This is a genomic window from Streptomyces sp. NPDC058457 (genome assembly GCF_042720695.1).
Taxonomy (GTDB): Bacteria; Actinomycetota; Actinomycetes; order Streptomycetales; family Streptomycetaceae; genus Streptomyces.
In genome coordinates this window covers 155,626-169,561 of record NZ_JBHXLU010000001.1, presented here as the reverse complement: position 1 = coordinate 169,561, position 13,936 = coordinate 155,626, and the positions used below count along the sequence as shown (strand labels likewise).

Annotated in this window: 14 protein-coding genes; 11 read left to right on the top strand and 3 right to left on the bottom strand. The window is 71.6% G+C overall.

The genetic code is table 11. From position 1 onward, the window contains the following. The first annotated feature begins 257 nt into the window (after nt 1-257). From ACFWPS_RS00805 to ACFWPS_RS00775, 7 genes are all read left to right on the top strand, one after another. Complete coding sequence (locus ACFWPS_RS00805) at nt 258-1,469, top strand: Rieske 2Fe-2S domain-containing protein (protein WP_383699370.1); 1,212 nt, start codon at nt 258-260, stop codon at nt 1,467-1,469. A gap of 115 nt (nt 1,470-1,584) precedes the next feature. Further along, a complete protein-coding gene (locus ACFWPS_RS00800; RefSeq protein WP_383699368.1) occupies nt 1,585-2,913 on the top strand; it encodes a M20 family metallopeptidase in 1,329 nt (442 codons plus the stop codon). Beyond that, nucleotides 2,910-3,890, top strand: coding sequence for a catechol 1,2-dioxygenase (locus ACFWPS_RS00795; protein WP_383699366.1), 981 nt, complete (start codon nt 2,910-2,912; stop codon nt 3,888-3,890). The genes ACFWPS_RS00800 and ACFWPS_RS00795 overlap by 4 nt, the downstream gene beginning before the upstream one ends. Continuing rightward, nucleotides 3,887-4,747, top strand: coding sequence for an alpha/beta fold hydrolase (locus ACFWPS_RS00790; protein WP_383699364.1), 861 nt, complete (start codon nt 3,887-3,889; stop codon nt 4,745-4,747). Before ACFWPS_RS00795 ends, ACFWPS_RS00790 begins: the two co-directional genes overlap by 4 nt. A 116-nt stretch (nt 4,748-4,863) precedes the next feature. Further along, a complete protein-coding gene (locus ACFWPS_RS00785; protein ID WP_383699362.1) occupies nt 4,864-5,700 on the top strand; it encodes an IclR family transcriptional regulator in 837 nt (278 codons plus the stop codon). Then, nucleotides 5,697-6,203 (top strand): MaoC family dehydratase N-terminal domain-containing protein, encoded by a 507-nt coding sequence (locus tag ACFWPS_RS00780; RefSeq protein WP_383699360.1) that lies wholly within the window; start codon nt 5,697-5,699, stop codon nt 6,201-6,203. Before ACFWPS_RS00785 ends, ACFWPS_RS00780 begins: the two co-directional genes overlap by 4 nt. After that, nucleotides 6,200-6,625 (top strand): acyl dehydratase, encoded by a 426-nt coding sequence (locus ACFWPS_RS00775; protein WP_383699358.1) that lies wholly within the window; start codon nt 6,200-6,202, stop codon nt 6,623-6,625. The genes ACFWPS_RS00780 and ACFWPS_RS00775 overlap by 4 nt, the downstream gene beginning before the upstream one ends. On the opposite strand, the gene ACFWPS_RS00770 is transcribed toward ACFWPS_RS00775, so the two are convergent. Beyond that, on the bottom strand, nt 6,594-7,583 hold the full coding sequence (locus ACFWPS_RS00770) for an ABC transporter substrate-binding protein (protein ID WP_383699356.1): 990 nt from the start codon (nt 7,581-7,583) through the stop codon (nt 6,594-6,596). The two genes, ACFWPS_RS00775 and ACFWPS_RS00770, sit on opposite strands and share 32 nt — an antisense overlap. Before the next feature lie 209 nt (nt 7,584-7,792). Here ACFWPS_RS00770 and ACFWPS_RS00765 point away from each other — a divergent pair, with 209 nt between their 5' ends. Genes ACFWPS_RS00765 through ACFWPS_RS00750 form a run of 4 tightly spaced genes read left to right on the top strand, consistent with a single transcriptional unit; the run spans nt 7,793 to nt 10,953 of the window. Then, nucleotides 7,793-8,836 (top strand): NAD(P)/FAD-dependent oxidoreductase, encoded by a 1,044-nt coding sequence (locus tag ACFWPS_RS00765; protein ID WP_383699354.1) that lies wholly within the window; start codon nt 7,793-7,795, stop codon nt 8,834-8,836. Between the two features lies 1 nt (nt 8,837). Then, on the top strand, nt 8,838-9,158 hold the full coding sequence (gene fdxA, locus ACFWPS_RS00760) for a ferredoxin (RefSeq protein ID WP_383699352.1): 321 nt from the start codon (nt 8,838-8,840) through the stop codon (nt 9,156-9,158). Further along, a complete protein-coding gene (locus ACFWPS_RS00755) occupies nt 9,155-10,159 on the top strand; it encodes an LLM class flavin-dependent oxidoreductase (RefSeq protein WP_383699350.1) in 1,005 nt (334 codons plus the stop codon). Before fdxA ends, ACFWPS_RS00755 begins: the two co-directional genes overlap by 4 nt. Before the next feature lie 11 nt (nt 10,160-10,170). Beyond that, a complete protein-coding gene (locus tag ACFWPS_RS00750; RefSeq protein ID WP_383699348.1) occupies nt 10,171-10,953 on the top strand; it encodes an alpha/beta fold hydrolase in 783 nt (260 codons plus the stop codon). A 5-nt stretch (nt 10,954-10,958) separates the two neighbouring features. Here the strand turns inward: ACFWPS_RS00750 and ACFWPS_RS00745 are convergent, their stop codons facing one another. Together ACFWPS_RS00745 and ACFWPS_RS00740 are read right to left on the bottom strand one after the other, a co-directional pair. Continuing rightward, nucleotides 10,959-12,530, bottom strand: a complete 1,572-nt coding sequence (locus ACFWPS_RS00745) for an AbgT family transporter (RefSeq protein WP_383699346.1) — start codon at nt 12,528-12,530, stop codon at nt 10,959-10,961. Beyond that, entirely contained in the window at nt 12,530-13,792 is a 1,263-nt protein-coding gene (locus ACFWPS_RS00740) for an amidohydrolase family protein (RefSeq protein ID WP_383699344.1), read from the bottom strand. The genes ACFWPS_RS00745 and ACFWPS_RS00740 overlap by 1 nt, the downstream gene beginning before the upstream one ends. Between the last annotated feature and the right edge of the window lie 144 nt (nt 13,793-13,936).

Sequence of the window (13,936 nt, the reverse complement as noted above, 5' to 3'; positions counted from 1 at the left end):
TGGCCTGTGGCTCCATGAGCACCTCGGAGTGTTGGCGGGAAGCGGCCTGGGGGCGGTACCGGGGGTGCGGGGAATTCGCGCACCGTAGAACGCGCCGGGCGGTACGCGCATGGCCGGTGGTCCGCTGAGCGGGACGCCCGCAGTCCAGGGCCGCCGGTGCGTCGGCGGTCTGCTCAGCGGAACGGTTTCGTAGGCCGCCACCTGCCGTGACCCGAAGCTCGTCATCACGCACCGACGGCAGCAGGAGGTCACGCACGATGACGACGGGTGAAGGCCCGAAGAACAGGAGCCGGTCCGCGCCGGGCCGGCAGGACTGGTCTTCATGGCCGCACTACGACGGCGCCGCCCAGGGCTTCCGCGGCTACTGGTACCCGGTCACCTGGTCCAGCCACCTGACCGGGAAGCCGCAGCCGTTCACGATCTGCGGCGAGAAGATCACGCTCATCCGGGACGGCGGCAAGGCGTACGCCCTGCACAACCGCTGCCCGCACCGCGGGGTGCCGCTCTCCGAGGGCGACCAGCAGTTCCCCGGCACGGTCAGCTGCCCCTACCACGGCTGGACGTTCGACCTGCCCACCGGAAAGCTCAGCGCGGTCATCACCGACGGACCCGGCTGCCGGCTGACCGGCAAGGTGAGCATACGGACGTACGCGGTCGAGGAGCGCCTCGGCATGGTGTGGGTGTACATCCCGCTGGCCGACGAGGAGCCCCACCCCATCGACGAGCAGCTTCCCGAGGAGCTCGTCTCCAACCCGTTCGTGATGGGCGGCCGGATCGAGCCGCGCGGCGGCAACTGGCGGTTCGCCTGCGAGAACGGCTTCGACGAGGGGCACGCCAAGTACCTGCACCGCACGGCCCTGTGGCGGCTCTTCAAGCCGATGCCGACCTGGAACATCACCAGGATCGTGCCCAAGGGCCGCTGGATCTTCCGGGTCCAGGACGAGGTCCACTGGGAGGCCGACTTCCCCGGCGTGGGCCACTGGTCCAACAAGCGCTGGTGGAAGATGCAGCCGCCGAAGGAGACCTTCAACATCGGCAACACCGGCAGGGCGGACAGCATCAACCCGACGATCGAGGCCCAGGAGTTCCCCGGCTTCGCGTCCCTGTCCATGCCGGGTGTGCTGCGGATCGTCTACCCCAACTTCATCCACTACGAGTTCTACGTCCCGGTGGACGCCGACCGCCACAACTACGTGGGCGTGATGGTCAACTTCACCGAGGGCTGGTCGACCCTGCGCTTCTACGCCAAGTACCTGGGCGCCATCCGCTGGCTGTTCCACGGCCAGTTCTCCGGCCAGGACGCCTGGATGGTCGACGTCACCGACGCACCTCCGGAGAAGCTCTACCGCCCCGACGTCTCCCTGACCTCCTGGCGGAACCTCAGCGAGGAGGAGTACGGCAAGAAGCTGGCCGGGACCGGCGCGACTCCCGCACCGGAAGCGCCGGATAACACCGAGAAGGGAGCCTGAGCATGACCCGCACCCTGTTCACCCTGTTGGCCGGAGCCGCCCTCGCCATCGGGCTGCCGGTGGCCGCGAGGCGCTTCGCGCGCACCACCATGACCCAGGTCCACCGGGTCAACCAGTGAACGCCCTGCCGGAACTCGCGGGCCTGGACGAGCGGCGCTCCGCCTGGGTCACGGAGGCCTGGCGGCAGGTCAGCGGCGACCGGCTGCGCGAGCTGATCACCGGGCTGGTGGACATCCCGAGCCCGACGGGCGACGAGGGGCCGCTGGCCCGGCACATAGCTGGCACCATGTCACATACCATTAAAGATTCAACCATCAACCCCCTCGACGACCGCCAGGCCAACGCCCGGTCCCGCCTCAAAGGCGACGGCACCGGCCCCGACCTCATGCTCTACGCCCCCGTCGACACCCTCACCGTGGGCGACGAGCGCGAGGACCTCCCGTGGATCGGCCCGGAGCTGCGCGAGGACATGCGGCCGCAGGCGCGGGTGTACGGCGACCTGGTCACCGGCCTCGGTGCCGCCAACCCCAAGGGGCACGCGGCCTGCGTGATGATGGCCGCCGAGGCGATCGCCCGGGCCGGCGTCCCGCTCACCGGCGACCTGGTCGCGGCGTTCGGCGCGGGCGGCATGCCCACCAACGCCCGGCCCGGTAACGCGAGGTTCAACACCGGGCAGGGAGTGGGCTGTTCGTTCCTTCTCGAACAGGGCGTGTGGACGGACTACGCGATCATCGCCAAGCCCGGCTGGACGGTCTCCTGGGACGAGGTCGGCCTGGTCTGGTTCGAGATCACCGTCCCCGGCACGCACACCTACGTCGGATCGCGCCACCGGCTGCCGTACGACAACGCCATCGCCCGCGCCGGGGAGGTCGCCCGGCACCTGGAGGAGTGGTTCGCCGAGTACGCCGAGCGGCACACCGGCGGCACGGTCGCCCCGCAGGGCATCGTCTCCTCCGTGCGCGGCGGCTGGCCCCGGATGGCCGCGGTGACGCCGGCCTCCTGCACCCTGATGGTGGACCTGCGGATCGCCCCCGGCACCACGCCGATGCAGGCCAAGCGGGAATTCCTCGCCACGCTCGACAAGTTCGAGGGCGTCACCGCGGAGATGGTCCTCGCCGTCCCGGGCACCCGGACCGACCCGGACAGCTGGGTCTGCCGGTCCGCGACCGCGGCCTGGGAGGCCTTCGAGGGCCGCGAGCACGAGGTGATCCGCGGCAACAGCGGCGCCACCGACGCCAACATCCTGCGCGGCCGCGGCATCCCGACGATCCGCGTCGGCATGCCGAAGGTCCCGCAGGCCGAGGCGCCCTTCGAGATCGACTTCGCACGCGGGATGAACACCGTCTCCGTGCGGGCGATGGAGAGGCTGACCCGCCTTCTGATCCGTACGGCCCTCGACACCGTCACCCGCTCCCGTTCAGAGATCCCTGGAGACCCGGCATGACCGAGATCGTCCTGGGTGTCGGCGCGTCGCACAGCACGCTGATGAACACCCACTGGGACCAGACCTTCCACAAGGACCGCGCCGAACGCTTCCGCGACGCCCTCGCCGAGGCCCGCGACCGGCTCGCCGCCGCCCGCCCGGACACGGTGGTGCTGGTCGGCTCCAACCACTTCCGCGGCTTCTGGCTGGACCTCATCCCGAGCTTCACCCTCGGCGTCGGCGAGTGCATGGCGAGCGGCGAGTCGGGCACCCCGAAGGGCCCGCAGCGGGTCGACGTCCCGCTGGCCCGGCACCTCGCCGGCTCCCTCGTCGAAGGCCACGGTTTCGACATCGCCTTCTCCGCCCGGCTCCAGATCGACCACGGCCAGTCGCACGCCATCCAGTACCTGCTCGACGGCCTCGACGTGGAGCTCGTCCCGCTCGTCGTCAACGTCTTCGCGCCGCCGCTGCCGACCCTGGAGCGCTGCGAGCAACTCGGCCGTGCCATGAGGGAGACGATCCTCTCCTTCCCGGAGGACCGCCGGGTCGCCGTGATCGGCTCCGGCGGGCTCTCGCACCGGCTGCCCTGGCCCGACTGGCGTGAACCGCACGGCGGCGACGAGGAGTTCATGGTCGACGCCTGGCTCAACGGCCGGGAGAACTGGCAGGACTACGACGTCCGCCGCCGCGAGATCATCCGGGCCGCCGAGGCCGCGCTCACCCCGGAGTTCGACGAGGAGTTCCTCGGCCTGGTGGAGCGCGGCGAGACCCGCCGTCTCACCGGCCTCACCACCGGGGAACTGGAGAAGCGGGCCGGGAACGGCGCCCAGGAGATCCGCACCTGGCTGCTCATGGCGGCCGCTCTCGGCCATGTCCCGGGACAACGGCTGGCCTACGAGCAGATGCCCGAGTGGCTCACCGGCATGGCCGTCGCCGTCCTCGACCCGGCGCACCCCGCGCCGCCCGCGTCCCCCGCGCTTCCCGAAAGGCAGTCATGAGCATCTGGACCGAACTGACCGGTACCGACCACCACCTCGCCTACGTCGACGCCGGCGGCATCCGTACCCGTGCCCTGCAGGCCGGGCCGGAGGGCGGCGAGCACGTCGTCTTCCTGCACGGCACCACCGGCCACCTGGAGGCCTTCGTCAGGAACATCCCGGTGCACGCCGCCGCCGGGTACCGCGTCCACGCCATCGACATGCTCGGCCACGGCTACACCGACAAGCCGGACCGGCCCGGGGAGATCCCCGCGTACGTCGAGCACCTGATCGCCTACCTGGACGCCGTGGGCGCCGAGCGGGCGCACCTGGTCGGTGAGTCGCTGGGCGGCTGGGTGGCCTCCTGGGCGGCGAGCGAGCACCCGGACCGGGTCGCCTCCCTGCAGCTGCTGTGCATGGGCGGTACGAAGATCAATCCGCAGGTGATGGAGCGGCTGAAGGCCTCGACGACGGCGGCGGCCCTCGAGGACGACATCTCCCTCACCCGGGAGCGGCTGCGGCTGCTGTGGGCCGAGTGGGACGAGGACCTCGGCGAGGAGCTGACCCGGGTCCGGTACGAGATCTACCACCAGCCCGAGTTCCAGCGGAACCTGCACAACCTGCTGGCCCTCCAGGAGGTCGGCCGGCGCGAGCGCAACCTGCTGCGGCCCGACCGCATGGCCCGGATCAAGGCCCCCACCCTCGTGGTCTGGGCCAACAAGAACCCGTTCGGAGACGTTCCGGAGGGCGAGGCCATCGCCGCCGCGATCCCCGGGGCCCGACTGGAGGTCTTCACCGAGTGCGGGCACTGGCCGCAGCACGAGAAGGCGGAGCTGTACAACCCGCTCAGCCTGGGGTTCCTCGGCGAGGCCCGCTAACGGTACGGCGAATTTACACCTGGCCTATGGCCTGATCACGGGACGCGTGGTTCCGTTTCCCGCATGACAGAGGACTGACTTCCGCATGGCAACGGATTGACCGGGAGGTTCCGCCCATGACCGTCACCACGGTCGGCCGCGCCGACACCACTCCAGCCGAACCCGCACTCGCCGTCCCGCGCGGTTCCGTCATCCCACGGGCCGAGGCTCCCGGTCAGGACACCATGAACTCGGTCCTGGGCAAGGTCAGGCCGATCCTGGAGGCGTTCACCGCCGAGGACGACGCGCTGTCCCTGGCGGAGCTGGTGCGCCGCACCGGCGTCGCCAAGGCGACCGTGCACCGGCTCGCTCAGGAACTGGTCGTCTGGGGGCTCCTGGAGCGCTCGGGCTGCGACTACCGGCTGGGGCTCAGGCTCTTCGAGATCGGGCAGCGGGTGCACCGGCAGCGGATCCTGCGCGAGGTGGCCCAGCCGTACATGGAAGACCTGCTGCTGGCCACCCAGGAGACCATCCACTTCGCCATCCACGACAGCCTGGACGTCGTGTACCTGGAGAAGATCTACCCGCACCGGGGCCTGAGCGAGGAGTCCCGGGTCGCGGGCCGGCTGCCGCTGTACTGCACCGCCACCGGCAAGGCGATCCTGGCCTACTCCCCCGCCTCGCTGTTCGCCGAGGTGGTCCGCAGCGGGCTGAAGCCCCTCACCCGGCACACCGTCACCTCGCCGGGGCGGCTGCGGGCCCAGTTGGAGCGGATCCGGGCCGACGGCGGCGTGGCGACCGAGGCGGAGGAGATCCGCCTGGGCTACACGAGCATGGCCGTGCCCGTCTTCAGCCCCCAGTCCACGCTGGTGGGGGCCCTGTCCATCACCGCGCCCACCTACCGGATGGACGGCCCCGGCCACGCTGTGGCGCTGCGTACCGCCGCCCTGGGCATCGCCAGGTCGCTGCGGTGAGCGCCGTACTCGACGAGGTTCTCGCACGGGCCCGTGAGCTGGTCGGGGAGTGGGAGAGCGAGGACTGCGGGGTACTCGCCGTGAAGGACTTCTGCCGGTTCGCGGCGGCCCTGAACGACGTCGACTACGTCCGCCGGGCCCGGGCCCAGGAGGCGGCGGGCGGGCAGGTCGCCGCCCCGGCGCTCTACCTCGCCATGACGATGAGCTGGCAGGACGGCCCCGCCGAGCACGAGCTGCGCCCCGACGGGCTGGCCGCCCGCGAGTCGCCGTGCACCCAGGGCCTGCCCGTGCGCCAGATGCACGGCGGGCAGACGGTCAGTCTGCGCCGGACCCCGGTCGCCGGCACCCGCGTGACCGCCTCGCGCGCGGTGACGTCGGCGGACCGGCGGCAGGGCCGCAGCGGCGACTTCGTCCTGCTGGGCGTCACGACCCGCTTCACCGCACCCGACGGTGCCGAACTGGTGGCCATGGACGAGACGATCGTCGTACTGGAGGGCCCGTGAGCGCCGTTCCCGCGGCCGGGCAGGTCTGTCCGCCACGCTCGTACACCCACACCTCCGTGCAGGTGTTCCGGTTCAGCGCCGTGTCGTGGAACTCCCATCGCATCCACTACGACGCCGGGTACGCCGCCTCCGAGGGGTTCCCCGGTGTCGTCGTGCAGTCCACCCTGCACGGGGAGACACTCAGCCGCTACGCGTTGGAGTGGGCCGGGCCGGGGGCCGCCCTGGAGTCCGTGGGCTGGCGCAACCGTGCGACCGCCGTGGCCGGGGAGCCGCTCACCTGGACCGGGACGGTCCGTACGGCCGAGCCCTGTGACGCGGGAACACGCGTGACGCTCGACGTCGCCGTGGTGAAGGGCGACGGCGTCCCCTGCGTCACAGGGCACGTGGAGCTCACTTGGTGTGCTGCGCGTACCAGCCCTTGAGCAGGGTGGTGTCCAGGTCGGGCGACTTCTTGATCAGCTTCTGGTCGAGCAGGAAGTCGACGATCTTCTGTGACGAGGTGACGTCGCTGTCGTCGATGCCGCGGGCGGCGAAGGTGATCTCCGGCAGCACCTTCTTCGTGTCCGCGACAGGGAGTTTCACCTGCTTGTCGGACGCCTCGGCGGCCGCCTCGGGGTCGGAGGTGACGAGCTCGTCCGCCTGGGCGACGGCCTTGAAGACCTTGCCGGCGGTGTCCTCGTTGTCCTTGAGCCAGGTCTGGTCGGCCAGCAGCCACTGCACGTAGCGCACGCCGAAGTCGCCGATGCGTGCGGTGATGTGCCCGCCGGACGCGGCGCCCTTGGCCGCCCAGGGCTCGTACAGGATGTATCCGTCGATCGAGCCGCGCTCCAGCAGGCCGGGGATCTCCGGGGCCGAGCTCTGCAGGATCTTCACGGAGTCCGGGTCGATGCCGTTGTGCAGCAGGTACTGGTGGGTGGCGTACAGGCCGAGCCCGCCGATCGACGCCATCGTCCTGATCTGCTTCGGCGAGGTGATCCCGTTGCGCAGGACGACCTTGAGGTAGCGGTCGGAGGACTGGAACACGCCGAGGGCGCGCAGTCGGGGGTCGGTGACCATGAGCGGCAGGGCCGTGGAGTCGGCGTTGGCCGCGATCTGCGCGGTGCCCGCCGTGACGGCCTGGGAGGCGGCGGGCCCGCCCTCCGTCTTCACCAGCTCGACGTTGACGCCCGCCTTCTTGAACAGCCCGCGTTCCTCGGCGAGATAGAACGGGGCGTACGAGGCGTCGATGCCGAGGGCGACCCGCACCGTCGGCAGCCCCGCCGCCGACGCCCCCGTCGAGTCCGTGGTGGCTGCCGAGCAGGCCGTGGTCAGGAGCAGGGCCAGTGCCGCGCCCACCGCCCCCTTTCGGCCTGACGTCCCGCGGATGCCGTCCGTGTGCATGTCGCCCTCCCGGCGTCGTGCTGCATGGGTGGGAGGACGGTCCCAGTGCCGGGCCGGGAGGTGTGAGCCGAGCGTCCTGCTGACCGGAACGACCGGAGGGACGAGCCGCGTGTCCTGCTCGCCCTGCCGAAGAGGCGTGGGCGCCGTGTCCTGCTCACCGGAACGAAACCGTAGGGCGGTATCCGGACCCGCTCCTACGCTCCCGGGCCATGAGCGTTCTCACCGACGTGCCGACGAGCACGGACGAACCCGGCACGATCGAGACGGACATCCTGATCGTCGGCGCCGGCCCCGCGGGCCTCTACGGCGCCTACTACGCGGGCTTCCGCGGACTCGGCGTCACCGTCATGGACGTCCTGCCGCAGCTGGGCGGCCAGATCAGCGCCATGTACCCCGAGAAGCCGATCTTCGACATCGCCGGGTTCCCCGCGGTGCGCGGCCGCGATCTGGTGGCGAACCTGGTGGCGCAGGCGGAGCCGTACGGCCCCCGCTACCTCCTGGGCCACCGGGCAGTGGAGCTGACGCACGGGCCCGACCTGTACCCGGTCGTGCGCAGCGACCGGGGAGCCGTGGTCCGCGCCGGAGCGGTCGTCGTCACCGGCGGGGTGGGCACCTTCACGCCCCGGCCGCTGCCGGCGGGCGAGGACTTCCTGGGGCGCGGCCAGGTGTACTTCGTGCCGGACCCCGCCGCGCACACCGGGCAGGACGTGGTGGTGGTCGGCGGTGGCGACAGCGCCTTCGACTGGGCCGCCGTCCTCGCGCCGATCGCCCGGTCCGTGCGGCTCGTGCACCGCACCGCCCGCTTCCGCGCCCACCACGCGAGCGTGCAGAAGGTCCGCGGGCTCGGCATCGAGATCATCACCGACACCGAGGTCAGCGCCCTGCACGGCACCGCGCGCGTGGAGCGGGTCGAGCTGCGGCACCGCACCACCAAGGCCACCCGGGAGGTTCCGGCCGAAACGGTGGTCGCGGCCCTCGGTTTCATCGCGGACCTGGGTCCGCTCCAGCACTGGGGACTCGGCCTGAACGCGCGCCGGATCACCGTGGACACCCGCATGGCCACCAACCTGCCCCGGGTCTTCGCCGCCGGCGACATCACCGCCTACCCGGGCAAGGTGCGCCTGATCGCGGTCGGCTTCGGCGAGGTCGCCACCGCCGTGAACAACGCGGCCACCGTCATCGACCCCGAGGCCGCGCTGTTCCCCGGGCACTCGACCGAGAACCCCGGGCACCCCGCCCAGAAGGAGAACTGACATGGCCTACGTCATCGGAGCGGCCTGCGTCGACATCATGGACCGCTCCTGTGTGGAGGAGTGCCCCGTCGACTGCATCTACGAGGGCGAACGCAAGCTCTACATCAACCCCGTCGAGTGCATCGACTGCGGTGCCTGCGAGACGGCCTGTCCCGAGCAGGCGATCACCGTGGACCGGCTCGCCGACCCCGAGTTCCGCGCCGACAACAGGCGGTTCTTCGAGGAGGCCCTGCCGGGGCGGGCGGCGCCGCTGGGGACGCCGGGCGGTGCGAACGGGATCGGTCCGGTCGGGGTCGACACCCCTCTGGTGGCGGCCCGGTGAGGGTCGGCGTCCGCGTCCCGCCCTGCGACCGCGCCGACCGCGTCCTGGAGACCGTGCGGCGGGCGGAGCGGCTCGGCTTCGACGACGTCTGGTTCCCGGACTCCCAGCTGCTGTGGCGGGACGTGTTCACCACCGTCACCGCCGCCGCCCTCGGCACCGACCGCATCGGCCTGGGCACCGCCGTCACCAATCTGGCGACCCGCCACCCGGCCGTGGTGGCCTCCGCCGCCCGGAGCGTCGCCGAACTCGCGCCCGGCCGCTTCACGCTCGGCCTCGGCGTCGGCAACAGCTCGGTCGGCCCCGTCGGACTGCGGCAGAGCACCTCGGCGGCGATGCGCGAGGGCATCCGCATGCTGCGCGCCCTCCTCTCCGGCGAGGAGTGGGAGTTCCCGGGCGGGGTCCGCTCACGCCTGCGCGACCCGGGCCCCGCTGTCCCCCTGCACCTGGCCGCGAGCGGGCCGAAGAACCTGCGGCTGGCCGGGGAGGTCGCCGACGGGGTGATCCTGCTCAGCGGGGTCTCCCCGCGGACCCTCGCCCAGGCCACCGCCCGGGTGCGGGAGGGCGCCGCCGCCCGCGCGGCCCTTCCGCCGCTCACCGCCTCCGCGTTCTGTGCCGTCACCGACGACGTCGAGGCCGAGGCCCGGCAGCTCAAGCCGATCTGCGCCTCGATCGCCCAGAACGGCGGGGCGCCCTTCCTCGCCCTCGCGGGCATCGACGTCCACGTGCCGGAAAAGGTCGAGGGCGTCTACCCCGACCTGGTCCACGCGGAGGACTGGCAGGCGGCAGTCGACATCTGCTCGGCCTGGATCAGCGACGAGCACGCGCTCCGGTTCGCCCAGGAGTTCTGCCTGATCGGCACCGCCGACGAGATCGCCGCCCGGCTCCGCGCCCTGCGCGCGAGCGGGGTCTCCGGTGTGTTCCTCCAGCACGTCGGCTCCTACGACCCGCCCACCGACCTGATCGAGGCGGTGGGCAGCGCTGTACTGCCCCAACTCACCTGAGGGAGAAGACCGTGCGTAAAGGCTATGTGCCCAGCAGATTCGGCCAGTTGCACTACGTCGAGTGTGGCACCGGCGAACCCGTCCTGATGCTCCATCAGACCCCGCGCTCCTGGACCGAGTACCTGGACGTGCTGCCGCTCGTCGGCGCCGGATACCGCGCGATCGCGATGGACACCCTCGGCTTCGGCGCCTCCGCCAGGCCCGAGGGGCCGCACTCCATAGAGCGGTTCGCCGACGCGGCCGAGGATCTGACCGACGAACTCGGCCTGGACCGCTTCCATCTGGTCGGCCATCACACCGGCGGGGTGATCGCGGTGGAGCTGGCCGCCCGTCTCCAGGACCGTGTGGCCAGCCTCCTGCTGTCCGCCGTCCCGTTCATCGACGACGAGAAACGCCGGACGGCCGCCGAGCGCAAGCCCGTCGACCATGTGGACCCGGTGCCCGACGGCTCCCACCTCCTCGACCTGTGGAACCACCGGCGCGGCTTCTACGAGGTGGGCCAGGAGGCCGCGCTCAACCGGTTCATGGTCGACGCGCTGACCGTCCTGGACCGCGTCGAGGACGGTCATGTCGCCGTCCGCACCTACGAGATGGACCGCCGGCTGCCGCTCGTCACCGCCCGTACCCTCGCCGTCTGCGCCCCCGGCGACCACTACTCGCTGCCGTCCCTGGAGAAGTTCGCGGCGGCCCTCGGCTGCGAGACCCGGGTGCTGTCCGGCGGACATGTGCCACTCCCCGAGCAGTTGCCCGGGGAGTTCGCGAAGGTCGTACGGGACTGGGCGGCGGCCGGGTAACCCGGTCACCTGAGGCCGATGTGCGCACCCGGACCGAGCGGGAGGTCGAAACCGTAGAAGACGCCCAGGACGGCCAGCCACACCACCAGGAACGGCACGGTGAAGATGGCCAGCCGGGAGATGAGGGTGCCGAGGCGGGCGTCGGGTTCGTAGCGGCGGAGCATCGCGAGGAGCAGGAAGACGTACGGGTTCATCGGCGTGATGATGCCGGTGGCCGAGTCGCCGATGCGGAACGCCGCCTGGCTGAGGGCCGGGCTCATGCCGAGCAGCATGAACGCCGGTACGAACACCGGCCCCACCAGCGACCACAGCGCCGACCCGGAGACGATGAACAGGTTCAGGCAGGCGGCGAGGAGCACGAACGCGACCAGCGCCCAGAAGCCGGTCAGGCCGATCGCGTCCAGGCCGGCCGCCGCCTTCACGGCGAGCAGGATGCCGATGTCGGACCAGTTGAACAGGGCGATGACCTGGGAGGCCACGAACATCAGGACGAGATAGCCGGCCATGTTCTGCACGGAGCCGGTCATCGCCGTGACCACGCCCTCCGAACCGCTGAGCGCCTTGACCGTGAAGCCGTAGGTCAGGCCCGCCAGCAGGAACGCCCCGAACAGCACCGGCACGATGCCGGTCAGCAGCGGGGAGGGCACCAGTGCCCCGCCGTCGCCGCGCAGCGGGGCGCCCTCGGGCAGCCACAGCGACAGCACCGCGGCCGCGTAGGCGAGGACGACGAGCGCGGTGAACAGCAGGCCCCGGCGCTGGACGGGGGTGAGGGCGAGGTCCTGCTCCTCCTCGGGCTCGTCGGCGGAGGGCTCGTAGGTGCCCAGGCGGGGTTCCAGGACGCGGCTGATGAGGAAGCCGCCCAGCAGGCCGAGGACCAGGCTGCTGGAGGCGGTGAAGAAGTAGTTGACGAGGAGGTTGAGGTCGAGGCCCTTGGCGGCGGGCAGCACCGAGGCCGCCTGCTGGGTGATGCCGATGTAGAGGGCGTCCAGCGAGCCGATCGTGAACCCGGCCGCATAGCCCGCGCCGACACACGCGAAACCGCCGATCAGACCGGCCACCGGATGACGGCCCGCGCTCTTGAACACCACGGCGGCCAGCGGCGGCAGCACGATCGCGGCGACATCGCTGATCATGTGCGCCTGACAGGCGACCAGTGCGACCAGGTACGGCAGCAGCGCCCGGGGCGCACGGGCCAGGGTGGCCCGCATGACGGTCTCCAGGAGTCCCGCCTTCTCCGCGACCCCCACCGCCATGATCATGAGCAGTACGGCGGCGACGGGCGGGAAGGTCGCGAAGTTGGTGACGAGGTTCTCCGTCAGCCAGCGCACGCCCTCGCCCGTGAACAGCCCGGTGATCGGCCTGGTGTCGGTGGTGCCGGGGACGGTGACGTGCACGTCGCCGAGCGCGAGCGCGGTGGAGACCACGGCAAGGAGCAGGAAGAGCGCGGTGAACAGCAGGATCGGGTTGGGCAGCGCGTTGCCGACGCGTTCGATCAGCGCGAGCACCCGGTCGACGCCGCTGGGGCGCCGTCTGTCCGGGGACTCGCTCGGGGCGGGGAGGTCGGTGAGTGAGGACATCAGAGCCGCCCTTCCGGCGTTGCTGGCAGGAGATCCTTGCGTACGACGCCGTCCTGGACGACGCAGACGATGTTCGCGGGGTCGCCGAGGACGCCGATGTCCCGGAGCGGATCCCCGTCGCAGATGACGAGGTCGGCGGTGCGGCCTGCGCCGAGGGTACCGAGGCGGTCGGCGACACCGAGGAGTTCGGCGGCGGTGCGGGTACCGGCGACGACGGCGGCCATCGGGTCCATGCCGAGGTCCACCAGGTAGGAGAGCTCCATCAGGTTCACGCCGTGCGGGCCGACGGCCGCGTCCGTGCCGAGGGCGATCCGGGCACCGTACTCGATGGCCCGCGCGATGTTCTCCTTGGTCACGCCGGACCAGCGGGTCTTCTTCTGGTAGTGGTAGTCCGGCATCGTGTCCTTGTTGATGCCCGCGTAGACGGTGGACAGCGTCGGTACGACGAACACCCCGCGCTCTCCCGCCAGATCGAGGGCGCGCTCGTCGAGGCCGTAGCCGTGCTCGATGCTGGTGACGCCGCCGCGGATCGCGTTCAGGATGCCCGCGTTGCCCTGTGCGTGCGCGGCGACCGGCTTGCCGCCGTGCCGGCGGGCCTCGTCCACGACGGCCCGGATCTCCTCCTCCAACAGGCCCTCGTCGTCGGGGTCGTCGTACGGGCTGCCCATGCCGCCGGTGGCGCAGACCTTGACCAGGTCGGCGCCGTCGCGCAGCACCCGGCGCACCGCGAGCCGCGCGGCGGCCGTGTCGTCGGCGATCTCGGACATCCCGGCGCTGAGATCGGTGCCGTCGGGCAGCCGGACGTCGGCGTGGCCGCCGGTGTGGCTGATGATGCGTACGGCGGTGTGCAGGCGCGGGCCGACTATCCGGCCGGTCTCCACGGCCGTACGGAAGCCCGCCGGCAGGCCGCCGAGGTCGCGGGCGGTGGTGATGCCGGCGTCGAGGGTCCGGCGCAGCCGGGTGACGGTGTCCAGGGTGACCAGGACGGGGTCGAGTTCGGCGCGGCGGCCGGGCGCCGCGCCGTGGGCGTAGGCGAGGTGGACGTGGCAGTCGAAGAAGCCGGGCAGTACGGTGCGGCCACCGGCGTCGACGCTCCGCTCACCGGCGGCGGGCGGGGCGGTCGCGGCGGGACCGGCGTAGGCGATGGAGCCCTGGGCATCGATGGTGACTACGGCGTCGTCCACCGGGGCGGCGCCGGTGCCGTCGATGAGACGGGCGCCGTGGATCCGCAGAGCGGTCTGGGGGGCGATGGGATCCGTCATGGGGTGCGGTCACTCCTCCTCTGTCGGGAACAGTCGGGGACGGTCGGGGACGGTCGGGAACAGGAGAAGGGAGTGTGGAATGCTGAGGAAGACCTGGTGTGACGATGCAGACTTCGCGCCGGATTCCCGCGCCGCGTGCAGAGA